General features: G+C 70.2%; 21 protein-coding genes. 8 read left to right on the forward strand and 13 right to left on the reverse strand.

What is annotated here, in order from left to right:
- Positions 1–58: 58 nt before the first annotated feature.
- From ABN611_RS40170 to ABN611_RS40190, 5 genes are all read right to left on the reverse strand, one after another.
- A complete protein-coding gene (locus tag ABN611_RS40170) occupies positions 59–2,857 on the reverse strand; it encodes a BTAD domain-containing putative transcriptional regulator (RefSeq protein ID WP_350277551.1) in 2,799 nt (932 codons plus the stop codon).
- Positions 2,858–2,904: 47 nt separating this feature from the next.
- Positions 2,905–3,930 carry an aspartate-semialdehyde dehydrogenase gene (locus ABN611_RS40175; protein ID WP_350277552.1) on the reverse strand — a complete coding sequence of 342 codons (1,026 nt, stop codon included), beginning with the start codon at positions 3,928–3,930 and terminating at the stop codon, positions 2,905–2,907.
- A gap of 149 nt (positions 3,931–4,079) precedes the next feature.
- On the reverse strand, positions 4,080–4,265 hold the full coding sequence (locus ABN611_RS40180; protein WP_131497191.1) for a tautomerase family protein: 186 nt from the start codon (positions 4,263–4,265) through the stop codon (positions 4,080–4,082).
- Between the two features lie 123 nt (positions 4,266–4,388).
- Complete coding sequence (locus tag ABN611_RS40185; RefSeq protein WP_350277553.1) at positions 4,389–5,024, reverse strand: hypothetical protein; 636 nt, start codon at positions 5,022–5,024, stop codon at positions 4,389–4,391.
- A gap of 158 nt (positions 5,025–5,182) precedes the next feature.
- Positions 5,183–5,410: a hypothetical protein gene (locus ABN611_RS40190; protein ID WP_350277554.1), complete on the reverse strand. Its 228-nt coding sequence runs from the start codon at positions 5,408–5,410 to the stop codon at positions 5,183–5,185.
- Between the two features lie 322 nt (positions 5,411–5,732).
- Here ABN611_RS40190 and kduI point away from each other — a divergent pair, with 322 nt between their 5' ends.
- From kduI to ABN611_RS40205, 3 genes are all read left to right on the forward strand, one after another.
- Entirely contained in the window at positions 5,733–6,557 is an 825-nt protein-coding gene (gene kduI / locus ABN611_RS40195; RefSeq protein ID WP_350277555.1) for a 5-dehydro-4-deoxy-D-glucuronate isomerase, read from the forward strand.
- Positions 6,554–7,309: an SDR family oxidoreductase gene (locus ABN611_RS40200; RefSeq protein WP_350277556.1), complete on the forward strand. Its 756-nt coding sequence runs from the start codon at positions 6,554–6,556 to the stop codon at positions 7,307–7,309. Before kduI ends, ABN611_RS40200 begins: the two co-directional genes overlap by 4 nt.
- A gap of 88 nt (positions 7,310–7,397) precedes the next feature.
- Complete coding sequence (locus ABN611_RS40205; RefSeq protein WP_350277557.1) at positions 7,398–8,153, forward strand: IclR family transcriptional regulator; 756 nt, start codon at positions 7,398–7,400, stop codon at positions 8,151–8,153.
- 94 nt (positions 8,154–8,247) lie between these two features.
- Here the strand turns inward: ABN611_RS40205 and ABN611_RS40210 are convergent, their stop codons facing one another.
- The 3 genes from ABN611_RS40210 to ABN611_RS40220 are packed head-to-tail and all read right to left on the reverse strand — an operon-like array spanning position 8,248 to position 10,430.
- Positions 8,248–8,547 carry a peptidase inhibitor family I36 protein gene (locus tag ABN611_RS40210; protein ID WP_350277558.1) on the reverse strand — a complete coding sequence of 100 codons (300 nt, stop codon included), beginning with the start codon at positions 8,545–8,547 and terminating at the stop codon, positions 8,248–8,250.
- A 21-nt stretch (positions 8,548–8,568) separates the two neighbouring features.
- Complete coding sequence (locus ABN611_RS40215; RefSeq protein ID WP_350277559.1) at positions 8,569–9,807, reverse strand: MFS transporter; 1,239 nt, start codon at positions 9,805–9,807, stop codon at positions 8,569–8,571.
- On the reverse strand, positions 9,804–10,430 hold the full coding sequence (locus ABN611_RS40220; protein ID WP_350277560.1) for an MOSC domain-containing protein: 627 nt from the start codon (positions 10,428–10,430) through the stop codon (positions 9,804–9,806). Before ABN611_RS40220 ends, ABN611_RS40215 begins: the two co-directional genes overlap by 4 nt.
- 195 nt (positions 10,431–10,625) lie before the next feature.
- Between ABN611_RS40220 and ABN611_RS40225 the strand changes: the two genes are divergently transcribed.
- Positions 10,626–11,732: a hypothetical protein gene (locus tag ABN611_RS40225; protein ID WP_350277561.1), complete on the forward strand. Its 1,107-nt coding sequence runs from the start codon at positions 10,626–10,628 to the stop codon at positions 11,730–11,732.
- Here ABN611_RS40225 and ABN611_RS40230 read toward each other — a convergent pair.
- Both ABN611_RS40230 and lepA read right to left on the reverse strand, forming a co-directional pair.
- Positions 11,713–12,624, reverse strand: a complete 912-nt coding sequence (locus ABN611_RS40230) for an aminoglycoside phosphotransferase family protein (RefSeq protein WP_350277562.1) — start codon at positions 12,622–12,624, stop codon at positions 11,713–11,715. The genes ABN611_RS40225 and ABN611_RS40230 overlap by 20 nt on opposite strands.
- Positions 12,625–12,697: 73 nt before the next feature.
- Positions 12,698–14,587, reverse strand: coding sequence for a translation elongation factor 4 (lepA, locus tag ABN611_RS40235; RefSeq protein WP_350277563.1), 1,890 nt, complete (start codon positions 14,585–14,587; stop codon positions 12,698–12,700).
- A 105-nt stretch (positions 14,588–14,692) separates the two neighbouring features.
- Here lepA and ABN611_RS40240 point away from each other — a divergent pair, with 105 nt between their 5' ends.
- Genes ABN611_RS40240 through ABN611_RS40250 form a run of 3 tightly spaced genes read left to right on the forward strand, consistent with a single transcriptional unit; the run spans position 14,693 to position 17,316 of the window.
- The gene (locus ABN611_RS40240; protein WP_350277564.1) at positions 14,693–15,598 is read left to right on the forward strand and encodes a hypothetical protein; all 906 of its coding nucleotides are present in this window, start codon (positions 14,693–14,695) and stop codon (positions 15,596–15,598) included.
- 33 nt (positions 15,599–15,631) lie between these two features.
- The gene (locus ABN611_RS40245; protein WP_350281753.1) at positions 15,632–16,147 is read left to right on the forward strand and encodes a SigE family RNA polymerase sigma factor; all 516 of its coding nucleotides are present in this window, start codon (positions 15,632–15,634) and stop codon (positions 16,145–16,147) included.
- Positions 16,144–17,316, forward strand: a complete 1,173-nt coding sequence (locus tag ABN611_RS40250; protein WP_350277565.1) for a hypothetical protein — start codon at positions 16,144–16,146, stop codon at positions 17,314–17,316. The genes ABN611_RS40245 and ABN611_RS40250 overlap by 4 nt, the downstream gene beginning before the upstream one ends.
- A 51-nt stretch (positions 17,317–17,367) precedes the next feature.
- Here ABN611_RS40250 and ABN611_RS40255 read toward each other — a convergent pair whose 3' ends face one another.
- The 3 genes from ABN611_RS40255 to ABN611_RS40265 form a co-directional block, all read right to left on the reverse strand.
- On the reverse strand, positions 17,368–20,361 hold the full coding sequence (locus ABN611_RS40255) for a S8 family serine peptidase (RefSeq protein WP_350277566.1): 2,994 nt from the start codon (positions 20,359–20,361) through the stop codon (positions 17,368–17,370).
- A gap of 150 nt (positions 20,362–20,511) precedes the next feature.
- Positions 20,512–21,633, reverse strand: a complete 1,122-nt coding sequence (locus tag ABN611_RS40260) for a hypothetical protein (protein ID WP_350277567.1) — start codon at positions 21,631–21,633, stop codon at positions 20,512–20,514.
- 134 nt (positions 21,634–21,767) lie between these two features.
- Entirely contained in the window at positions 21,768–23,621 is a 1,854-nt protein-coding gene (locus ABN611_RS40265; RefSeq protein WP_350277568.1) for a hypothetical protein, read from the reverse strand.
- A 328-nt stretch (positions 23,622–23,949) separates the two neighbouring features.
- Between ABN611_RS40265 and rpsT the strand changes: the two genes are divergently transcribed.
- Positions 23,950–24,210 carry a 30S ribosomal protein S20 gene (rpsT, locus tag ABN611_RS40270; RefSeq protein WP_141859325.1) on the forward strand — a complete coding sequence of 87 codons (261 nt, stop codon included), beginning with the start codon at positions 23,950–23,952 and terminating at the stop codon, positions 24,208–24,210.
- Positions 24,211–24,259 lie beyond the last annotated feature (49 nt).

Below are 24,259 nucleotides of genomic sequence, written 5' to 3' on the forward strand. Positions count from 1 at the left end.
CCACACAGTGCGTGCCGACAGTCTCACTATCCGTCCTCGCGGCTCTCCGGGGAAGGTACTACCGCTGTTTGGCCAGGCACTCCCGGACGGTCGCGGCGTCCGGATGGTCGAGCGCGTCGAGGATCTCGAGCGCGGCGGCGTAGCTGGCCTTCGCGCCTTCCCCGCGGCCGGCGCGGTCCTGGACGCGGGCCATCGCCATCAGGCAGTCCGCCGTGTCCAGCCGCCGGCCGAGCCCTCGCAGTACGTCGACGGCGACCGTGTACAACGCGATCGCCTCGTCGTACCGCCCGAGCCCCGCGAGCGCGTACCCGCTCGTGTCGCTGGCCACGGCGCGCCCGAACTCGGAGTCCACCTCGGAGTACAACTTCAGCGACTGCTGCGCGTAGTCGAGTCCCGCCTCGTACTCACCGAGCTCGGAGTGGTACCAGCCGAGGTTGTTCAGCGCGTTCGCCCGCGCGTGGAAATGATCACAGCGTTCGTAATCACGGGGTTCGTAATCATCGCGTTCGTAGATCCGGAGCGCCCGCAGCGTGTGCTGGATCGCCTTCCGATGCTGTCCGATCCGCGTGTACACCCGGCCGAGCCCGAGCGAGCCGTGCGCGATCCCGGCCTCGTCGCCGATTTCCTCCGCGATCCCGAGCGCCAGCTCGTGCTGCCGGATCGCGTCGTCCCACTCGCGCATCGCCATGTGCCCGCGCGCGAGGTCCCGCCGCGTGTGCGCCTGCTTGGTCAGGTCTCCCAGCCGCACGGCGGCCTCGAGCGCCAGCTGCTGCGCCTGCGGGTAGCCGGACCGGCCGCGGAAGTCCAGGTAGTCCGCGATCGCCCACACATACAGCCACAGCAGTACGTCGTACCGCCCGGCCGCGGCCCGCAGTACGGCGAGATTGTTGGGCTGCTCGCCGTCGAACCAGGCGAATGCCTCCTCACGGTTCGCCGGCACGACCAGCTCGACGTCCGGGGGCGGATCCGGCAGCTCGATCCGGACCCTGGCCGGTGACAGCAGGATCGCGCCGGCGTACCCGCTGTGGACGAGGTAGCCGAGCAACCGCGCGAAGGCGGCGTCTGCCTCGTCCGGCTCGCACAACTCCTGGCCGTACGCGCGGAGCAGGTCGTGGAGCACCCAACGATCCGGCCCGACCTCGACCAGCTGGTGGTTGGCGACCAGCTCCGCGAGCATCCGGCCGGCCTCGCGGATCGGTACGCCGGCCAGCGCGGCCGCGGCCCCGAGCGTGATCTCCGCGCCGGGATGCTGCGCGAGCAGCCGGAACATCCGCGCGAGCTCGGGGCGCAACTGCCGGTAGGACCAGGAGAAGATCGTCCGGACCCCGACACCGTCCGCGGTCGACAGCGCGTCCAGCGGCGCGTCGCCGAGCGCGTCGACGAACGAGGCCAGCGACCGCCGCGGCCGCAGCGCGATCTGGGCCGCCAGCAGCGACAGCGCCAGCGGCAGTCCCGCACACCGCTCGACGAGCGCGTCGACGCTGGCCGGATCCGCGGCGAACCGGTCCGCGCCGATCCTTGCCTCCAGCAACTGTTTCGCCTGGGCCGCGTCGAACACGTCCAGCCGGATCGGCTCGGCCTGCTCGGTGGCGACCAGACCGGCGAGCTCGTTGCGGCTGGTGACGACGGTGCAGCACCGCGCTCCGGCCGTCGCGAGCGGCCGGACCTGATCAGCGCTCCGCGCGTTGTCGAGGACGACCAGGACGGCGCGGGCGGCGAGCAGGCTGCGGTACATCCCGACCTGCTCGTCGGCGGTCGGCGGCAGCCGGTCGGGCGGCGTACCGAGCGCGACCAGGAAGCGCGACAGGATCGCGTGCGGGTCCGCCGGCTCGGCGGAGGGCGAGAAGCCGAGCAGGTCGGCGTACAGGACGCCGTCGGGGAAACGGGCCTCGACCTGCCGGCCCCAGTGCACGGCGAGCGAGGTCTTGCCGACCCCGGCCGGACCGATGACGAGTGCGAGGCTCCCTGTCGGCAGCAGCTCGTCCAGCCGCCGAAGGTGCTCCGTGCGGCCGGTGAACGCCGGAACGCCGGCCGGAAGCTGGCGCGGCACAACGGTCGGTATACCGCCGGGCGCGGTCTCAGCGCCGGTTGCGGAGTCGGTCGCGGCGAGGAGTTCGGCGTACAGGGCTCGGAGCTCGGGGCCGGGGTCGGCGCCGAGGAGCTCGCGCAGGCGCTCGGCGACATCGCCGTACGTCGCCAGCGCGAGCGCGGTCCGGCCGGACGCCTGATGGGCGCGGATCAGCTGCGCCGCGAAGCGTTCGCGGGTCGGGTGGCGCTCGGCGAGTTCGGTCAGCTCCGGGACCAGGTCGGCCGACTCGCCGGCCGCCAGGCGCGCGTCGAAGTACAACTCACGGGCCTGCAAGTGCTCTTCCGCGAGGCGTGGGACGAGTTCGCGGGCCACGGCGCCGGTGTCGAGTCCGGCGAGCGGCTCGCCACGCCACAGTGACAGCGCGGCGGCGAGCGGCTCGATCCGCGCGGCCGGGTCAGCGGTGCCGACGGCCGTGCGGACCAGCGTCCGGAACACCTCGACGTCGACCCGCGCGGGGTCGGCGCGCAGCGAGTAACCGCCCGCGCCGGTGCGGATCACCGAACGATCGGTGTCGCCCAGGGTCGTGCGCAGGCGGGAGATGTAGATCTGCAGCGCGGCGCGCGGATTGCTCGGCAGCTCGTCCGCGCTCCAGAGCAGATCGACGAGTTCCTCGATCCGCATCGTCCGGTTGACGCGCAGGACGAGCGCGGCCAGCAGCACCGCGACCCGCCGCGACGGCAGCGGTACGACGTCACCGTCGGCGTCTCTGACCTCGACAGCCCCCAGCACCCGGAACTCCAGCCCGGCCACCTCCCCTCGCCAGAACACTCAACTCTAACGTCGGGGAGGTCCTCCAGGTCTGGACCGGAGCGTCGTCAGCGCTGGGCGAGCAGCTCCGCGATCTGGACGGCGTTCAGCGCGGCGCCCTTGCGAAGGTTGTCGTTCGAGACGAAGAGCACGAGGCCGCGGTTGTCCGGCACCGACTGGTCCTGGCGGATCCGGCCGACGTACGACGGGTCCTGGCCGGCCGCGAGCAACGGTGTCGGGAGGTCCGTGACCGCGACGCCCGGCGCGCTGCCGAGGATCTCGGTGGCGCGCTCCGGCGTGATCGGCTCGGCGAACTCGGCGTGGATGCTCAGCGAGTGGCCGGTGAAGACCGGCACCCGGACGCAGGTGCCGGCGACCGGCAGGTCCGGGATGTGCAGGATCTTGCGGCTCTCGTTGCGGAGCTTCTGCTCCTCGTCGGTCTCACCGGTGCCGTCGGCAACGATCGAGCCGGCCAGCGGGAGCACGTTGAAGGCGATCGGCGCGGCGTACACCTTGGGCTCCGGGAGCGCGATGCCCTCGGTCCCGCGGGCGAGCGCGCCGCCGGTCCCGACGAGCGCCTGCGCCTGGTCCGCGAGCTCATTCACGCCGACGCCGCCGGAGCCGGAGACGGCCTGGTACGTCGAGACCACGAGTCGCGTCAGGGTGGCCGCGCGGTGCAGCGGGGCCAGCACCGGCATCGCGGCCATGGTGGTGCAGTTCGGGTTCGCGACGATGCCCTTGGGGATGGTGTCGAGGTCCTCGGGGTTCACCTCGGAGACGACCAGCGGCACGTCGGGGTCCATCCGCCAGCCGGACGAGTTGTCGACGACGACGGCACCCGCGGCGGCCACCTTCGGGGCGAGCTCCTTGGACGCGGTCTTCCCGTTGGAGAACAGCGCCAGCTCGAGCCCGGCGAAGTCGGCCGTCGCGGAGTCCTCGACGGTGATCTCCCGGTCGCCGAACGGCAGCGTCGTCCCCGCCGACCGCGCCGACGCGAAGAACCGCACCTCGTCAACCGGGAAGCCGCGCTCCACCAGCAGTTCCCGCATGACCCCGCCGACCTGACCCGTGGCACCGAAAACACCTACTCGCATGCGCACGAGGGTAGTTGGTCGGCCCTCGCACGACACGCTGGTTTCACCCAGCGGACGACCGCCAGGCCATCACGATCGAGCACCGCGGCGGGCGCCGCCGTCGGGGCTGGGACTTCCTTCCGGATCGTGATGGCCTGGAGGTCCGTGGGTCAGGCGTCGGCGACGAGGGTGCCGCCGTTGGCGACGTCGGTCTTCTCGATCTCGGTGAAGACGATCCGGACGGATTCGCGCTTGGCGCCGAGGATGGCGATCGCGGAGTCGGTGACGGCGGCGACGAACTCGCGACGCTGGTCGAGGGTGCGGCCGGAGAGCAGTTCGACGGTGATGTTCGGCATACGAGGATTCTCCTTGACGGTTCCGTGTTGTGGGACGGTGTTTCAGATTCTGGAAAGCGCCTTCTCAGGACAGTGCGGCCGCGCGGCGGGCGGCGACCTCGTCGGTCTCGTCGGGGTCGGTGTTCAGCGACCCGACCAGTTCGTCGACGTCGGTACGGCGCTCCGGCAGCAGCACCCCCAGTCCGACGTACACCAGCAGGGAAGTTGCCAACGGCAACGCGACCAGCGTGGTGTCGGTGGATCCGACGCCCCACTTGACGATCGCCCAGGCGACCAGCCCGACCGCCCAGGACGCCAGCGCCGCCCGCTGCGCCGGAACCACGGCAGCAACCCGAGCATCAGCGGGATCGCGATCGGCCCCATCGTGGCGGCGACCAGGTCGACGACGATCTTCAGGACGACGCCCTCGCCGTTCGTGGCGATCGCGATCAGCATGCTGACGGTGACGAACGTGAACGTGACGATCCGCGCGAACTTCAGCGCCGCGGCGTCGGTCAGCCGGCGGACCCGCGGCACCAGCACCGGCGCCAGGTCCCGCGTGATCACCGACGAGATCGCGTTCGCGTCCGAGGCGACCATCGCCATCGTGTGCGAGAAGAACCCGGCCAGCACCAGCCCGATCAGGCCCGTCGGCAGCAGCAGCTGCGACAACTCGACGTACGCCTGCTCCGGCTTGCCCGGCTGCACCAGCAGCGGCGCAGCGCACATCGGGACGAACAGGATCAGCGGCCAGACCAGCCACAGCACGGACGACAGCAACGCGGATCGTCCCCGTGGGACCTGGCGGCGCGGCTCCTACCGCTTCGCCAGGTCCCACGGTGTCTCACGTTGCGTTCGTTGTACTCGAACGTCTTGTTGGCGTCCCCCTGCGCCCGCAGGCCTCAGGGTTCCAACCCTCGCGGGTTGAGGTTCGCGGTTCACAGCCGTGCCTGACTGCGCAAGAAGGCTCCCCGCACTGCCACGGCCCGCCCGGCCGCGGTTGTCGCTGCTCCTGCAGTTGGCTGCTTGGTTATCGCAACCAGCGACCACATTACCCACCGCAACCGACAGAACACGAGCCCGCCGATCGCGACCCACTTCGAGGCGATGTCGACGACCTTCAAGGCGGCGCCGGAGTACGCGACCGCCGCGAACGCGACGAACATGACCCCGCCCTTGGCCGGACATGTGGTGCGAGATGCCGGACAGCCACCAGGGGATCCGGCCGCCGGTCGTGAAGTAGTCCACGACCGTCTTGATCTTGGTGCGCGACCAGACCCCGATCAGCACCATCAACACGAAGTAGCCGACCAGGACCGTCCAGTCCAGTGCGGTCATCGGGAAACCTCCCAGGGGCAATGGGCGAGTGACTGGAAGGTTCCATTGACCAGAACTCGGTGTCAATACACGGAACCCGGAACATATCCCGGCCGAGTTCCACTGCAAACCGGCGTTGACACCTCGTTCTGCTGAGTAGAACCTAGTTCCGTGACTCTGCAGATCAGGCACGCCACCCATCCCGAGCAGCTCCCCGGTTTCGACACCGCGGCGCTGCGCCGCCACTACCTGGTGGACGACCTGTTCGTCCCCGGCGCCGTCACCGCGGTGCTCACCCACCACGACCGGATCGTGCTCGCCGGCGCCTGTCCGGCGAACGGCCCGCTGACGCTCGCCACCTACCCCGAGCTCCGCAGCGAGTACTTCCTCGAGCGCCGCGAGGCCGGGATCGTCAACGTCGGCGGCCCCGGTACGGTCACCGCCGACGGGACGAAGTACGAGCTCGCCACCGGCGCCTGCCTGTACGTCGGACGCGGTGTCCGCGACGTCGTCTTCGACGGACCGGAGGCGGCGTTCTACGTCTTCTCGGCGCCCGCGCACACCGCCTACCCGACCGCCCAGGTGAACCCCGGCGAGGGCAACCGCCTCGAGCTCGGCGACCAGCAGACCGCGAACCGCCGGACGATCGACCAATACATCCACGCGGACGGCGTCCGGAGCTGCCAGGTCGTGCTCGGCGTGACCACGCTGCACCCGGGCAGCACGTGGAACACCATGCCCGCCCACACCCACGACCGCCGTACCGAGTGCTACCTGTACTTCGGCCTGCCGGAGACCGAGCGCATCGTGCACCTGCTCGGCGAGCCCGACGAGACGCGGCACCTGCTGGTCGCGGACCGCCAGGCGATCATCTCCCCGAGCTGGTCGATCCACTCCGGCTGCGGTACGTCGTCGTACAGCTTCGTCTGGGCGATGGCCGGCGAGAACCAGGCGTTCGGCGACATGGACGGCGTCGACGTCCGGGACTTGCGGTGAGCCTTTTCAGCCTGGAAGGCCGGACGGCGCTCGTCACCGGCGCGCGGCGCGGGATCGGCGCCGCGATCGCCGCCGGGTACGCCGCGGCCGGCGCCGAGCTGATCCTGATGGCCCGGGACGCCGCGCTCGAGGACACCCTGGAGGCGATCAAGCAGCTCGGCGGCAGTACGGCCGAGGTGGTGATCGCCGACTTCGCGGACCCGGCGGCGGTCGAACGCGCGGCGATGGAGATTGTCGACAACAGGACGATCGACATCCTGGTCAACAACGTCGGGACGATCCGGCGGGCGCCGGCGGCCGCGACGACGACCGCCGACTGGCAGCACGTGATCGACGTGAACCTCAATTCCACCTGGGCGGTGACGCGTCCGATCGGGGCGGCGATGGCGGAACGCCGTACCGGGAAGATCGTCACGATCGCGTCGTTGCTCAGCTTCCAGGGCGGGATCACCGTCCCGGCGTACACCGCCAGCAAGCACGCGGTCGCGGGGCTGACCCGGGCGCTGGCCAACGAGTGGGGGCCGGCCGGGGTCCAGGTGAACGCGATCGCGCCCGGATACATCAGCACCGACAACACCACCGCGTTGCGCGCGGACCCCGACCGGGAGGCGGCGATCCGGCAGCGCATCCCGGCCGGTCGCTGGGGACGGCCCGAGGACGTGGTCGGCGCCGCGGTCTTCCTGGCCTCGGCGGCCGCCGATTACGTGAACGGCCACGTCCTCGCCGTCGACGGCGGCTGGCTCGCCCGCTGACCCCGCCGGACGTACTCGGCCCGCTGACCCCCGCCGGACGTACTCGGCCCGATAACCCCGCTGGACAAGGAGTGGCAGGATGTCCGACATGAGTTCACCGTCGGCCATCGACAAGACGTTGATGGTGCTGGACGCCGTACTGGAGCACTCGCGGTTCACCGACGTGGTGAATGCGACCGGTCTGGCCAAGTCGACCGTGCACCGGATCATGGCGTCGCTGGTCGAGCACGAGTTCGTCGCCCAGGCCGACGACGGGTCGTACCACCCGGGCCCGAAGGCGCTCCGGCTCGCCGGGCACGCACTGACGAACGTCGACCTCGCGACAGTGGCCCGGCCGGTGCTCGCGGACCTGGTCGCGCAGACACGCTGCACGGTGCACGTCGGCCTGCTCAACGGCGACGAGGCGATCTACGTCGCGCGACTCGACGGCCCGAAGCCGTACCGGATGCCGTCGCGGGTCGGCAAGGCGATCTGGCTGCACTGCACCGGCATCGGCAAGGCGCTGCTCGCCGAGAAGGACGACGAGTCGCTCGACGTCCACATCACGAGGACAGGTCTTCCGGCACGTACGCCGCTCACGCACACCACGGCCGCCGCGCTGAAGGCCGACCTCGCCCAGATCCGCGCCCGCGGCTACGCCCTCGACGACGAGGAGAACGAGCCCGGCATCCGCTGCGTCGCCGCGGTCATCCACGACCACACCGGCGCCGCGATCGCCGCCGTCAGCATCTCCACCCTCTCCCTCGAGCAGTCGATCGCCCAGGTCGCCCTGATGGCCCCCGCCGCCATCGAAGCCGCCCGCAAAATCTCCGCCGCCCTCGGCTACCGCGAGCCCACCAACTGACGCGCTCCGCAGAGCGCGCCGGATGCCGGGTGGTGCCCGTTCGACACCCGGCGCCTGCGTCGCGATGTCCGGAAGGGCTCGCAGCTGAAGTTCCTCAGCCGCCCAGTGAGTAGTACTCGTAGCCGAGATCAGCGATGTACTGACGCGGCGCAAGATCGCGCCGCGGGGTGCCCGTGCAGTTCTTGCTCGTGTAGAGCCGCTGGGTCACCGACGTGTTGTTGAAGACAGAGCTGCCGCCGAACCAGATGAGCCGGCACGACCCGGGCGTCACCGGCACCTGCGTGAGCTTGGTGAATCCCTCGAACCCCGCGTCCTGCCAGATGCAGATCCGCGAGGCCGTGCAGATCGGCCACCCCGCCGTCCCGGCATCGGGCGCGGAGCCAGCGCCTGCCACTGACGAGCTGCTCACTTTCAGCTACAACGCCAGTGAAGGCGATTGGGCTGCCGCCCAGCGCACGACCGGTACGAACAAGAGGCCGATCACGGCGAACCAGGTGCCGAGGATGATCCAGCCGGGGACGCCGAGGCCGAGTGGCAGCAGGGCGAGGACTGTCGGCGCGATCATCGTGCTGATCGACATGCTGGTGTTCCAGACGCCCTGGTACTGGCCGTGGGCGTGCCCCGGCGCGAGGTCGAAACTGAGCAGGAACGAGCCCGAGGACTGCAGCAGTTCGCCGATCACCTGAACCAGGGCGCCGAGCGCGAGCAGGCCTACCGCGATCGCGGCGTTGCCCCAGGTGGCGCCGGCGAGCAGCACCATCGATGCCATCAGCAACAACCCGGCGGTCCGGGTGGCCCGCGCGGCCGAGGCCGGATCCGCGATGCCGCGCGACGACCGTACCTGGAACAACGACACCACCACGGTATTGATGATCAGCAGCAATGCCACCGTCCAGCGCGGCGCGTCGGTGTGGTCGACCACCCAGAGCGGGATCGCGACGTCGAGGACGGCGAAGTGGATGCTCATGCCCGCGTTGAGCGCCGCGACCGCAAGGTACCCGCGGTCGCGCAGCGCGATCCAGACCGGCCCGCCGTCGTCATGGGGCTGCGGAGCGACCCGCGGCATCGCCAGAACGACGAACGCCGCGATGCTGCTCAGTACGGCGTCCAGCACGAACATCAGGCGGTAAGCCGTACCGGTGTCGAAGTGCAGCGCGAACGCGCCGACGCCCGCGCCGAGCATGATGCCGATGTTCGTGACGGCCCGCAGGTACGCACGCGCCGCGACCCGTCCCGCGCCGTGCGTGACGGCGGCGATCAACGCGGCCCGGACGGCGCCCGCGCCGCGGTCGACCATCGTCAGCACGATGCTCACGACGAGGAACTGCCAGAAGTTCTGCACCAGCAGGTAGATGAGCGAGAGCCCGCAGACCATCAGGCTCAGGACGACGAACAGGCCGCGCGGGCCACGCCGGTCGGCGAGGTGCCCGAGCGGTACTGCGGACAACAGCCCGAACAGACCCGCGATCGTGAGGCCGAGCCCGACCTGCGCGATCGATAGCCCGACGATGCGGGTGAAGTACAGCACGCTGACCGTCATCAGCAGGCCGTTGCCGACCCGGCTCAGCAGCGTCGCGAGCGCCAGCGGCCGCAACGGTCCTGGGGCAGGGAACAGCCCGCGGGTGATCGGTGCCTGGGTGTCCGGCGTGCTCACCCGCGCGCCAGGACGCGGTGTGCGGTGTCGCGGAGTTCGTTCATCAGGTCGACGCCGGAGTCGAGCATGCGGCGGAGTTTCGCGGGGTCCTGGTCGCCGAACATGTGCGCCACGGTGACCTCGTGGTCCGGCCGGCTGACGATCTCGATCGGGTCGCCGGCGCCGATCGTGCCTTCCTTGAGCACCTTGAGGTACGCGCCCGGGCGGCCTGCCTGGTGGAAGCGCTTGACCCAGCGCGGCTCCTGCATCCGGTGCTGGAAGGTGATGCACGGGATCCGCGGCGCGCGCACCATCACCTCGACCTCGGCACCGATCCGCCACACCTCACCGAGCAGCGCGCCGTTCACGTCGAGGCCCTCGGTCCGGAGATTCTCGCCGAACAGGCCGGTCGGGATGTCCCGGCCAAGCTCGGCGGCCCACCAGTTCGCGTCCTCCTCGGCATACGAGTAGAGCGCGAGGTCCGGGCCGCCGTGGTTCTTGGTGTCGCAGACGCGGTCGCCCGCCAGCCCGAGCTCGCCGACACGCACCCGCCCCGACTGCGGCCGCTTGTCGATGGCGGTGAACCCCGTCTCCTTCGGACCCGGAATCAGCTTCTCCACCACATTGACCGTCAGCAACCGCATACCCGCATCCTCCCCCGGCCGGGCGCGCGCTTCCACCGGTTTATCCGTGCCACTCGACACTGCCGCAGTACTTGCCATAAGCAACCGGCGTCACCTCCCCCGTCCGAGGGAGGCGCCTGGTCCCCAGTGGTGATGCCCCAGGTGACGGCGCCGGGAGAGCCTTTGGTCACCAGTACGGCACAACCGGAGGTCACCATGACTGCCCCGAGCACCCTGCCGAGAACGGCCCGGCTGGTCGCCTGGTCGCGGCGGTGGCCCTTGTGGACGCCGTACGCCGCCGTCTCCTGGGCACTGCTCTACGCAGCCGTCCAGATCACCTGGGCGGCAACCGACACCACCGTTCCCCTCACCCCCAACGAGCCATACCCCGCCTGGTCCCAGGTACTGCTGGCCTGCATCGCCCTGCTGGCGGGAGCGGCCAGCTGGGCCAGTCTGCGAGCCACCGGACGCAAGGCACGCGTCGCGACTGAGACGGCCCTCCTGCTCGCCCTGCCCGTCTTCGCGATGGGCATGGCGAGCCTGCCCGCCCACTTCGTGACCCTGGTGTCGTTCTCGGGCATCGACAGCGGGACAGGGCTCGTCCAAGTCCTGCTCAGCTGCGCGGGAGCCACTCTGCTGCTGCTCGTAGCTCTCTCGCACCACCGGCGGCTGCGCGGCCGCTGCCCCCGATGCGGACAGACCCACGACGGACCGTCCCACGGACCGCTCGTCCACCCCGGTCCGAGCACCGCCTCCAAGCGGACGCGGCGCACTGTCTACCTGCTGATGTGCGGCGTCCTGCCGTGGGCGGGCGCCAAGACCAGCTGGACGTTGGGCGGCGACGCACTCGGCCTCACGGCCGAGGCCTGGCGCGAGACCAACCAAGGAGAGTCCGAGGTGGCGCGGGCGCTGTCGTCGGTGGGCATCGACGTGACAGTGCTGGCCGCAGTGGCGGGCATCTTCCTGCTGACCGGCCTGATGTACCAGTGGGGTCAGGTCTTCCCGCGCTGGACGCTCGTCCTCGCCGGACGCCGGGTGCCGCGCCTACTGCCCCTCATCCCCGCCCGGCTCACCGCGGTCGGCCTGTCCGGGTACGGCGTCGTCCTGGTGATCTACGCGCCGCTCGGCGCAATGGGCATCCTGCCGCGGCTGGAGCCCACCGGGGGCTTTACCGACTCCAGCGGGCTCCTGTGGATGGTGGCCTTCGGCGGACTGGCGTTCGGCGGACTGGGCTTCGGACTGATCGTGGCGGCCCGTTCGTACAGCGCCCGCACCCGCCCCGTGTGCGCCTCCGGTGGCCGGCTCAGTCCTGAATCGCCTTGACGATGGCGATGTTGCGGGTGAGCCAGTCCTGGGGCAGGGACTGGTCGGGCGTCGTGGACTCGAGAGTCCACAGGACGTTCAGCAGTTGACGGACGATCACCCAGGCACGGGCGCGGTCCTCGTCGAGGCCGGCGGCGTCGATCGTGGTCCAGAACCGTTGCCGGACGGCGAAGCGCAGGTCGTGGGCGTTCGCCACCTCGTCCCAGCGGTTCCAGATCAGCGGCGCGACCTCGTAGTGCGGGTCGCCGGACAGCGGTTTCGGGTCGATCACCAGCCACGGTTCGCGGTCCGCGGCGAGCATGTTCTCGTAGTGCAGGTCGGTGTGGATCAGCCGGCCGTCGGTGTCCGGGTCGGCGGCGAAGTCCTCGGCCAGCGAGATCGCCTGCTCGACGTACCGGTGCGGCACCGGCGCCGACGCGGGCAGCCGCCGGAGACCCTCGGCCCAGCGCCGCAGCTCCCCCGACAGCGTCCGGTACTGCGGACCGGCCGGGACGTGCAGCCGCTTGTAGGTAGCGCCAACAATCTCGCAGGCGTCCAGCGCGTCGATCGTGGTCAGGTCCCGCGGCTCCAATCGCTCCAGCAACAGCGCGAACCGGTGCGGGTCCGCGCGGAGCAGGCGTACGGCGCCGTTGCCGGCCCACGTGCGCAACGCCAGGTGCTCGGTCTCCGCCTCCCAGTGCGGGAACTGCACCTTCAGTACGGCGCGCTGACCGTCGCGCGTGAGTACCGGTACGACGAGCGCGCAGTTCCCGTAGGCCGTCGTACCGTCGACCCGCAGGTCCCACTCGTCGAGCAGCTCCCGCACCAGCCGCGGCAGCCGGTCGAGCCAATCAGCCCAGTCCTGCCCGCGAGACGCGACGACGAGCAGCCCGGCCGGGATCTCGACCGGCACTAGCGGACCACCTTCCGGCGGAGTACCCGGACCGTCCCGCCCCCGGGCATCCGGACGGCCGCGCGGTGGTGCACTACTTCTTGCCGGCCTTCTCGCCGGTGTCGGTGGTGCGGAGCGCGGCGATGAAGGCCTCCTGCGGGACCTCCACGCGGCCGACCATCTTCATCCGCTTCTTGCCTTCCTTCTGCTTCTCGAGCAGCTTGCGCTTCCGGGTGATGTCACCGCCGTAGCACTTGGCGAGCACGTCCTTGCGGATCGCGCGGATGGTCTCGCGGGCGATCACCCGGGACCCGATCGCGGCCTGGATCGGCACCTCGAACTGCTGCCGCGGGATCAGCTCCTTGAGCTTGCCGGCCAGCGCCACGCCGTACCCGTAAGCGCTGTCGCGGTGCACGATCGCGGAGAACGCGTCCACGGTCTCGCCGTGCAACAGGATGTCGACCTTCACCAGCTGCGCGGACTGCTCGCCGGTCGGCTCGTAGTCGAGCGACGCGTAGCCCTTGGTCTTCGACTTCAGCTGGTCGAAGAAGTCGAACACGATCTCGGCCAGCGGCAGCGTGTAGCGCAGCTCGACCCGGTCCTCGGACAGGTAGTCCATACCCTGCAGCTGGCCGCGCTTCTGCTGGCACAGCTCCATGATCGCGCCGATGTAGTCGCTCGGGCTCAGGATCGTCGCCTTCACGACCGGCTCGAACACCTCGTCGACCTTGCCCTCGGGGAACTCGCTCGGGTTCGTCACGACGTGCTCGGTGCCGTCCTCCATCACCACCCGATAGACGACGTTCGGCGCGGTCGAGATCAGGTCCAGGTTGAACTCGCGCTCGAGCCGCTCGCGGACGATCTCCATGTGCAGCAGCCCGAGGAACCCGCAGCGGAACCCGAACCCGAGCGCGCCGGAGGTCTCCGGCTCGTACTGCAGGGCGGCGTCGTTCAGTTGCAGCTTGTCGAGGGCGTCGCGCAGCGTCGGGTAGTCGTCGCCGTCGATCGGGTACAGACCGGCGTACACCATCGGCTGCGGGTGCTTGTAGCCGCCGAGCGCCTCGGTCGCGCCGTTGACGTTCGAGGTGACGGTGTCACCGACCCGGGACTGACGGACGTCCTTCACGCCGGTGATCAGGTAACCGACCTCACCCACGCCGATACTCTGCGTCTTGCTCGGCTCCGGCGAGATCACGCCGACCTCGAGCATCTCGTGCACCGCGCCGGTCGACATCATCTTGATCCGGTCCCGGTGGTTCAGCTCGCCGTCGACGACCCGGACGTACGTGACGACACCGCGGTACGTGTCGTAGACGGAGTCGAAGATCAGCGCCCGCGGCGGCGCGTCCTTGACGCCCTTCGGCGGGTCGATCTGGGCGACGATCTCACTGAGCAGGTCCTCGACGCCCTCGCCGGTCTTCGCCGACACCTTCAGCACGTCGGACGGGCTGCAGCCGATGATGTTCGCGAGCTCCTCGGAGTACTTCTCCGGCTGCGCGCTCGGCAGGTCGATCTTGTTCAGCACCGGGATGATGTGCAGGTCGGCGTTCAGCGCGAGGTAGAGGTTCGCCAGCGTCTGCGCCTCGATGCCCTGCGCGGCGTCGACCAGCAGTACGGCGCCCTCACACGCCTCGAGCGACCGGGACACCTCGTAGGTGAAGTCCACGTGACCCGGCGTGTCGATCATGTTCAGGATGTACGTCGTACCGTCCGGGGCCAGCAGGCCGCCCGGGGAGTCCGGGCTCGGGGTGAACGGCAGCCGGACCGCCTGCGACTTGATCGTGATGCCGCGCTCGCGCTCGATGTCCATCCGGTCGAGGTACTGCGCCCGCATCGAGCGGTCGTCGACCACGCCGGTGATCTGCAGCATCCGGTCGGCCAGCGTCGACTTGCCGTGGTCGATGTGGGCGATGATGCAGAAGTTCCGGATCAGCGACGGGTCGGTACGACCCGGCTGCGGCACAGTCGTGGGGCCAACGGGCACGGATAGGGTCCAGTTCTCGTCGCGGGTGGTAGATCCGGTCAATCATCCCATGCGGGTCCAGCGGATTCGAAAATCAGTAGCGTGGGCCCGCTAGCGTAATGACGCATGGCGCACGCTGCTGGGGTCCGGTTGCCGTACGAGGAGCTGCCCGCCGCGGTGCGGGCCTGGGTGGAGCGTACGCTCGGCTCGGTCGTGGTCTCGGCCGCGACGCAGCAGGGCGGCTTCTCCCCCGGCACCGCCGCCCGCGTGCTGACCGCCTCCGGTCGCCGGGCCTTCGTCAAGGCCGTCGGTACGGCGCTCAACCCGAAGACGCCCGAGCTGTTCCGGCTGGAGATCACCGCGGTGCAGGCGATCGGCCGGCTCCCGATGGCGCCGGAGCTGTACGCCGTGTACGACGACGGCGACTGGGTCGGGATGCTGTTCGAGGACATCGAGGGGCGGCTGCCGGCGCATCCGTGGGAGCAGGACGACGCGGACCGGGTGCTGGACGCGCTGGCCGAGCTGACCGACGCCCTGGACCCGTCACCGTGGCCGGACGCGCCAGTGGCCGCCGTACGGAGCCATGACTTCCTGAGCCGGTGGGAGAACGTGCTGGCGGACGGCCTCGCCGTACCGTCGTGGATGGACGGCCGGGTGGAGGAGTTCGCGGAGCTCGCGCGGACCGGGATCCGGGCGCTGGCCGACGGCAAGGCGCTCGCACACTGGGACCTGCGGGCCGACAACATCATCCTGACCGACGAGCGGGTGGTGTTCATCGACTGGGCGCATCCGGCGCTGGCTCCGCGCTGGGCGGACACGGTGATCCTGCAGGCGGAGATGCGCGGGTCGGTGTCGGTTCCGGAACTGCCGGACGACGAGGCAATCACCGGGTTCATCACGGCCATCGCGGGTGGGCTGTGGTGGGGTTCGGCGCAGCCGGCGCCCCCTGGGATCCCGACGATGCGGGCCTGGCAGCGCTCGAGCGCACTGGTTCATCTGGACTGGGTGCGCGATCGGACGCAGCGTTTGTGAGTCACAGGCGTCTGTAGCGGTGTGACGAATCCAATGGTGAGCATCGAACGCCCGGCGCCTGTGGACGCACAGGCGGCTGTGTCGGAGCTCTACCGGCAGCACTGGGTGGGCCTCGTCCGGCTGGCCGTTCTGATGGTCGACGACCGGCAGGCGGCGGAGGACGTCGTACAGGAGGCTTTCGCCGAGCTGTACCGCCGCTGGCCGCTGCGGGGGTCCGACGCGGCGCTCGCCTACCTGCGTACGGCGGTGGTGAACCGCAGCCGGTCGGTACTGCGAAGACGCAAGGTGGCGCGGCTGTACATCCCACCCCACCAGGCGCCGCACGCCTCCGCCGAGAGCTCGGCGGTGCTCGGTGAGGAGCGGTCCCAGGTGCAGCAGGCGCTGCAGGCCCTCCCCCGGCGTACGCGCGAGGTCCTCGTGCTCCGGTACTACCTCGATCTGGCCTTCGCCGAGATCGCCCAGATTCTCGGGATCAGCGAGTCCTCCGCCCGCGCCACGTCGTCCCGCGGCCTCGCGATCCTGACCGAACGCCTCAAGGAACTCCGATGACCGACACCGAAACCCGCCTCCGCGACTACCTCCACACCCAGGCCGCCACCGTCCCCGACACCGCCCAGGGCCCGGGCCTGGACGAGCCACGGCGCCGAAACCACTGGCCGGTCCTCGCGACAGCCGCCGCCATCGCATTCGTGCTGGTCCTCACCGTGACCGTCCTGACCCGGATGTCGCCCGACAGCGCGATTCCGGTGCCGGCCGGGCCCCCGCCGGGTCCGGTGTCCCGCGCGGCGCCGGAACTGCCGTACACGGTCGCCACCCGCGCACGATCCTCCGCCATGATCTTCACGCTGCACGACGGCGACCGGCGCGTCCGGCTCTCAGGCGGGGTCACGGGGTTCTCCGGCCGGGTCGACAGCGGCTGGCTCGGTTGGACGATGGGGCCCAGGAGCAGTTCGCAGGCAGGCGTTCTGAAGCCGGACGGAACCTTCCGGACGCTCGGCCCGGAGCGCTCCGAACTGCCGGTGCCGTCGCCCGATCGCCGCCAGATTGCGGTCATCCACCGCGTGGACGACGCCAAGGGCAGCATCGTCGTGGTTGACGTCAAGTCCGGCAAGGAGGTGTCACGCAGCCCGGAACTGCCGATCGCGCCCGCCCAGCTCGGCTGGAACGAGAGCGGGATCTGGTACCGCGTCGACGAGCCGGCCGGACCCAACAAGCCCACGCAGTACAGCCTGCACGTCTGGCGGCCGAAATCCGACCGGGTCGCGCACGTCACCTTCCCGGAGTACAACGGCGGTCTGGCCGTTCCGGGCGCGTCCGACGTCGTCGGGCTCACGACCCGGCGTGGGAACAACCGGTGCCTGAAGGCGGGAGTGCTCCGGGACGGAGGGTTCGACGAGGTCCGCGAGTACTGCGACGTCGCGGCCGCGGCGACGTACCCCGTGCTCTCCCCCGACGGCCGGACGATGGTCAGCAGCGACGTGAAGCTCGCCATCGACATCCGGTCCGGGAAGCAGACGAGGCTCCGGCTACCCGCGAACCAGGAGGTGATCACCTGGCCGCAGCCGGTCTTCGAGAACGTGAGCCAGTTGCTGCTCGTCACCCAGCCGCTGGGCAACAACCGCAAGCCGGTCCCGGAACAGGTCCACCGCTGCGATGTCCGGAGCGGTGAATGCGTGGCAATCCTCATGGGCAGCCAGATAACGCTTCACGAGCGGTGAAAATGCGAAGAGGGCGTGCCGGCACAGTGCCGAGACGCCCTCTTCGTCGGTTCAGCTGTCTACTCGGAGCACTGTCGAGCCGGAGCCGGATGCGCCGTCGGAGAAGTGGAGTTGGCCCAGGTAGCGAGTGGCTGCGGTGAGGCCGGTCCAGCTCGCCGTCACGCTGGTCTGGCCGGCGACCGTGACCTGCTGGCTGGCCGGGGTGACCGTGAGGTTGCCGGCTGCCTTCTGCAGCTCCCAGTGGTTGAGCTTCACCACCTGCTCGTTCGCCCCGGCGTACAGGTCGACGTACACATCCACCTGACCACCCGCGGGCCGTGGCAGGTTCACCTGTTCCTCGGCCGAGCCGCCGGTACTGCTACCGAGCAGCGTGTTCGTGCCCGCCTTGTAGACGAACACGTCCAGGTCGGTGCCGGCCGGGTAGTCGGCGTCGAACGTGGAGAACCGGGCGTACGTCGTACCCGCCGGGACGTCCACGGTGAACTTCGCGACGTGGTCGTTGACCTTCGGCGCCGTCGTCGGGAACGACACGCCGCCCGGGTTCTTCAGCGCGGCCTCGCCGACCTTCGCCGCGTCCAGACCGACCGCCGTGGTGTTGAGCGTCCCGGCGTACCCGGCGGTGACCGGGACCTCGACGGAGCCGCTGGTGCCGGTGCCGTTGACCTGGACAGGTGCCTTCACGGTCAGCGGCTTCACCGCGAGCGTGCTGGCGACCGTGTGCTTCGCCGACTTCCAGATCAGCTTGCCGAACGAGTACTGCTCCAGCGGGGCGCCGTCGTGCTCGATCGTGACCTTGTACGTCGTGCTGCGGCCGGGCAGCGTGACCAGGATCCGCGGCGTGACGGTGACCTTCATGCCCGTGAGGCCCTCGACCTTCGGGAAGTACACCTCCGGCACCGTGCCGACGTTCGTCACGGTCCGGGTCACGGTCTGCTTGCCGGCCAGGTCGCCGATCGCGATCGTCGGGTAGTTGAGGTCGCTCAGGTCGATCTTGCCGTTCGCGCAGAGCGCGTGCGTGCTCGGCACCTGGCCGGAGCCGCAGACGAACTTCGTCCAGTCGGTGTACGTCGAGTCGTAGACCAGGCCCGGGTCCATGCCGTACTTCGGCCGCACCTGACCGGCGCCGTACCCGAACGGGTTGGCCGCCGAGCCGGAGTCGTTCTGGATCGGCTTGCCGCTCGCGTCCTTGTCGGTCGCGGTCGTCATCAGCGCGGACTTGATCGCCATCGGGGACCAGGTCGGGTGCTTGCTCTTCAGCACGGCCGCGATCCCGGCGATGTGCGGGGTGGACATCGAGGTGCCGCTCATGAACGCGTACTCGCCGCCGGCCGCGCTGAACGCGGTCGTCGCCGCCAGCACGTTGGTGCCGGGCGCCATGATGTCCGGCTTGAGCAGGTCGCCGTTACCGGCCGGGGACGGGCCGCGGCTCGAGGAGCTGGCCACCTTCGGGGCGTTGACACGGACCGGCGTACCGGCGCCGATCGTCGCGGTCGGGCTCGCGGTGCCGCTGACGTACGCCTTGACCTCCGGCGCCGCCTTGTCGTCGAGGTGGACGGTCGGGACCGAGTGCAGGTCCGCGTCCAGCGTGCCCGGGGTGATGTTGAGCAGGATCATGCCGACGCCGCCGGCGTTCTTCACCTGCAGGCTCTTGTCGACCCGGGCGTTCCCGCCGCGGTCGCAGGCGACGATCTTGCCGGTGACCTTCGCCGGGTCGAGCGTGTTCGCCTGGCAGAGGGTGAGCGCGGCCGGGTCGGCACCGGCGAGGCCGACGTCCTTGGCCAGCACCACCGGCGTCTGCGGCACACCGGAACCGATGCCCGCGCCGGTGTAGGCCTTGCCGTTCCCGAGCGTCACCGTGGTCTGGATGTCGCGGTCGTGGGTGCCGTTGGCAACCGACGTCACCCAGGGGTACGTCTTGCCGACGGTCGCGTCGCCGGGACCGGTGTTGCCGGCGCTGGTCGCGACGAAGACGCCCGCCTTGGCCGCCCGCAGGAACGCGAGACCGGTGGCGTTCACGTACGTCGATCCGCTGCCGGAGATCGAGTAGTTGATGACGTCCACGCCGTCGGACACGGCGGCGTCGATCGCTGCCACGAGGTCGGCGTCGGTACCGCTGCCGCCGCCGCTCGCGTCGACCGCCCACAGCGCCTTGTAGATCGCGAGGCGGGCGTGCGGCGCCATACCGGAGCCCTTCCCGTAGTCGCGGCCGAGGACGCTCATCTCGACGCCGTAGTTGCCGGCCGCGGTGCTGGCGGTGTGCGTGCCGTGGCCGCCGTAGTCGCGGGGCGACTTGAACTCCTCCGGGATCGGGCGGTTGCCGATGCCCTTGTCGAAGTACCGGGCGCCGATCACCTTGTTGTTGCAGGCGACGGGGGCTTCCTCGCCGGTCTGGCAGGTGCCCTTCCACTTCTTGGCGACGATCGCGTCGGACTGCTTGCTGGTCTTGATCGGCGCGAAGCTCGCCCGCTCCGGCACGTAGCCGGAGTCGATCACGCCGACGATCACGCCGTCGCCGGCCTTGTCGATGCCGCCCGCCTGCTGCCAGGCGCCGCCCCGGCCGGACAGGCCGAGGAACCGCGGGGTGTCGACGGTGTCCGCGTGCTGCAGCTCGCTCGGCTCGACGCTCTTCACCCCGGACGACTTGGCCAGCTTGACCGCGTCGTCGTACGACATCTCGGCGGAGAATCCGGCGTACGTGTAGCTGTAGTCGTAGAGCTTCTGGACGCCGGGGACCTTGGCGAGGACCTCGTCGCGCTGGCCGGCGAGGTGCCGGACGTAGTCGACGACGGGCGCGGCGGTCTTCAGCAGCTTGCCGCCGGGGACGACCTTGGTGGCCGGCAGGCCGGCGATGTCGCCGTCGTACTCCGCGACCGGCGAGTCGTCGAGCTGGACGATGTACGAGCCGGTGGTGGAGCGCTTCACCTCCGGATCGGCGGTCGTCGGGGTCGGCTGGCTGGCGTTCGCGGCGTTCACCAGCACGGGCACGCCGGCGCAGGCGGCGATCAGTGCGGTGGCGACGACGATCGCCGGGCGTTTGCGGATCACAGAATTCCTCCAGGCGGACGGAGCTCGCGGACGTCCCGGCGCCCGGGCGTCACGGAGGCCGAGTATGCCGCCAGCCGCCGACAGTGTCACGTGCATCGAACCAGGTGCAAGGGAAAACCGGCTCAGGACGGTGTGCTCAGGCCGGTGTGCTCAGGATGGTGTGAAGGTCAGGGCGCCGGTCGGGCAGCGGTAACTCCAGCCGCGGCGGCCGTCGCTTCTCGGCTGCGGGTCGATCTCGCGGTCCCACAGGCAGTCGGCGAGCGAGATCCGTACCGCGCGATCGCCGCCGACGGCTTCGACCGCGATCGGACAGGCGTCGGTGCGGCCTATCCAGGCCTCGACAGCCTGCGCCGACGGGGTGTTCGCGGTGGTCCGGACTGTTGCCGACTTCATCGTGTACGCGCCGGGGACGAGCCGGACGATCTCGTCTCCGCCCGGACCCGTCTCGCGATGCTCCACGATGTTCCGCTCGAGGACGAGATCGCCGGGAGCGTCGGACACCAGTACCCCGTCGAGCTGCACCTGAGCGCTCTCGATGTCCGGGCCGCTGTCCGCCGGCGGCGGCAGGGCGGCGGCGGTTCGGATGGCGCTGCCGCGAACGGTCAACTGGAGACGCCCTTTCGCCGGGACGCGGAGCGAGGCGACCACCGCGCCGGAGACGATCCGGGCGCTGCCGGTCGCACCGGTGGCGACGTCGTGGTGTTCGACCATGAAGTCGTGCTGCGCCGGCGAGGTCAGCCAGGCCCAGAAGCCGGACGACGGCGCCGGGAGCGGCAGTTCCACCGTGCAGGGAAGCACCCGGCTTCTTCCGGGAAGGAGCCGGCGCTCCCCGTCGCCCGTGGCGTACTCGATCAGGTCCCGCTGGACCGTGCACCCCTCCAGCCGGCTGGAGCTGCCGATGAAGCTGCCGTTGACGAACAGCGCGAACGAACCCTTGTCGACGTCCTCGACGGCACCGGGCCCAGGATCACCCTTGGGACCCTGCGGCCCCGCCGGACCTTGTGGTCCCGCCTCTCCTTGTGCGCCTGCCGGTCCTTGTGCGCCTGCCGGTCCGGCGGGACCCTGGGGCCCCGCCGGACCTGTGTTGTTCCACGTCAGGCGCGTCTCGTTGGCCCTGCACGCCTGCCCTGCCGGTACGACGCGAACGGTTCCGGTCGCCTCCTGGACGCAGGCCTCGATGGGGTCGGCCGGTGTGTCGGCGGTGGCCGTACTCACCACCAGCAGACTGCCGAGTCCGATCACCAGCGCCCGTGGCCCCCACGAGAATCTCATGCTCTGTCCCCTCTCCCCCTGAGCACTCCGCCCGGACCGGCCTGCTCGCCCCTGAAGACAGCCTTCAGGCGCGACGACCGGCGCGGGCGGTACGGCGTACAGCGTGCTCCGAGAACGAGGGGCCTGGCCAGAGGTCAGACCAGCGTCGCCTTCCAGATCTGCGCCTGGCGGTTGTCGCAGGCCTCGACCGTCACCGGCCGGGGGTCGGCCGCCGAACCGTGGGCGGTGACGCAACGTCCACCTGCTTTGAGCTGGTAGTAACCAAGCCCGGCGTTGCTCAGCTGCCAGGTCTGACCTGCACCTGTGTCGCAGCGTTCCACCCGCCCGCTGTTCTTGAGACAGGTGTTGTCGCTACCGCGGACGACGTACGAGCGGTCGCCCACGGCGTCCACCTGCCAGCGCTGCGCCGACGGTTGGTCGCAGCTCACCTGGATCGCCCGACCGGTGGTGTCGGCACCCAAGCAGGCAGCCGTGGCGGCACTGGTGAGGTGTGAGGTGGCGCCGTCGCGGACGCCGGTGTCGTCGCCGGTGCCGACGCTGGACCCGCTGTCGAAGTACGCCTTGCACTCGCCGTCGGCGGCCCAGGCGCTGGCGATCTCGATCACCCGCCGGCCGTCCTCGGAAGCGAGCAGCGGCGAGCTGTAGTTCGGGCAGAAGTTGTTGTACGGGTTCGGCACCTCGACCGGCGCGGCGATCTCGTACCACGGTCCGGCGCCGTTCTCGGTGTTCACGAAGATCGTCCTGCCGTTGCCGTCAGCAACAGCACCGTCGGCGTTGTGGAGGATCTGCCCGATCAGCAGCAGCTTGCCGTCCCGGTCGCCCTCGTTGGCGCTCCAGGCGACGGTCGGGGTGTGGGTGAAGTACTTGCCGTCGGCGGTCCGCGGCGAGCTGCCGCGATCCTTCGGGTCGCCCCAGTTCCAGCCGTCGCGGGAGGTGCGGTAGAACACGGCGCAGTCGTACTGCCCGCCCAGCGCGCAGATCTCGTACGTCAGGAAGTAGGTGCCGTTCGGCAGCTTGCGGACCACCGGCATCCCCGGGCGGTGCCGCGGGTCGTCGCTGGTCACGGTCGCCCGCCGATCGGTCCAGTGGATGCCGTCGACCGAGCGGACCTCCATCAGCTTCTGGTTCTGCGCCGGGTCGGTCTCGTCGGCGTAGTGACAGACGAGCCGGCCGTCGGCCGCGATAGAGAACTCCGGCTCCCACAGGCCACGCAGGTTCACCGCGTCCGCGCAGCTCGACAGGTAGGACCAGGTGCGGCCGAGGTCGTTGCTGCGCCAGATCCGCAGCGACATCGGACGTGCGGACTGGCCGACCGACGCGGCCCACAGCAGCGTCCCGGCCGGGAGCTGACCGACCTGTTGCGGCAGCTCGTACAGCGTGGCGCAGCACAGTCCTTGGCCGTCGGCCGCCTCGGGGTCGGCGACGGCACCGACCTGACGGAAGCTGGCACCGTCGTCAGTGCTCTCGTAGATCGCGCCGAGCCCGTCACCGTTGCCGACGAACGTGACGACGCTGGCCAGCACCCGGCCGTTGGCCGCGCCGTTGTGCTGCAGGCGGATCAGGCGGGGATACAACCCGGCCCCGTCCCGCAGCAGCGTGCCCCCGGCCCCATCCGCGAGCGCCTGCTGCTGCTCAGCGAACTGAACCTCTCCCGGCAGACCCGCTTGCGTGGCGGGCGCAGACGGATCGCCGGGCGCGGTCATCGCCGCGGACGCGCTCGGTGCGGTCATCGCGCCGGACGCGCTCGGTGCCGTCATCGCGCCGGACTCGCTCGGTGCCGTCATCGCGCTGGATGTGGTGTCGCTGGATGTGGTGACGTCACTGGACGTGGTGACGTCACTGGACGTGGTGACGTCACTGGACGTGGTCACGTCACTGGATGCGCCGGCCGTCTGCGACGTACCGGCCGCCAGACAGGCGGACGCGACGACGGCGGCGAGCGTCGTACGCAAGGCAGTCCTCGGCACGGTTCTCAGTCGTTTCAGCATGAATCCGGTTCCTCTCTGGGGCGGGGGGAGCCCGGCCGGTGCGGTGGGCGGACCGACCGTTTGCATCGTTGCAAGGCATCATGGCGAGCCCATTTCAACGATGCAATGGCGACTGCACGGTAATTTCGCACCTAACCGGGGAGGCGCCCGGGCCGAGGCGGCGCCGGATTGGTCGCGAGCGTCAGCCCGCGGGTCCGGCAGCGGTGGTCGATTGGTGGTGGGAGGCAGATGTTGGTAATCTGTCTGTTCGCGCGTGTGCGTTGGTACTCACCCGTGCACGCAACACGTTCCTGTAATGACCGCATACTTCTGATCGAGGCTCTGCTCAGTGGCGAACATCAAGTCCCAGATCAAGCGCAACCGCCAGAACGAGGCTGCGCGACTTCGCAACAAGTCCGTGAAGTCGACCCTCAAGACGGCTGTTCGCCGCTTCCACGAGGCCGTCGAGGCCGGCGAGGCCGAGAAGGCCAACGAGACCGCCCGCAAGGCCGGCCGCCTGCTCGACAAGGCCGTCAGCAAGGGCGTCATCCACGCCAACCAGGCGGCGAACCGGAAGTCGGCCATCTTCAAGAAGGCCGCCTCCCTGTAACTCCCGGCCCGCGTCCCCGACGCGAGCCCCAAACGATCGGCCGTCCCCC

This window comes from Kribbella sp. HUAS MG21 (genome assembly GCF_040254265.1).
GTDB lineage: Bacteria > Actinomycetota > Actinomycetes > Propionibacteriales > Kribbellaceae > Kribbella.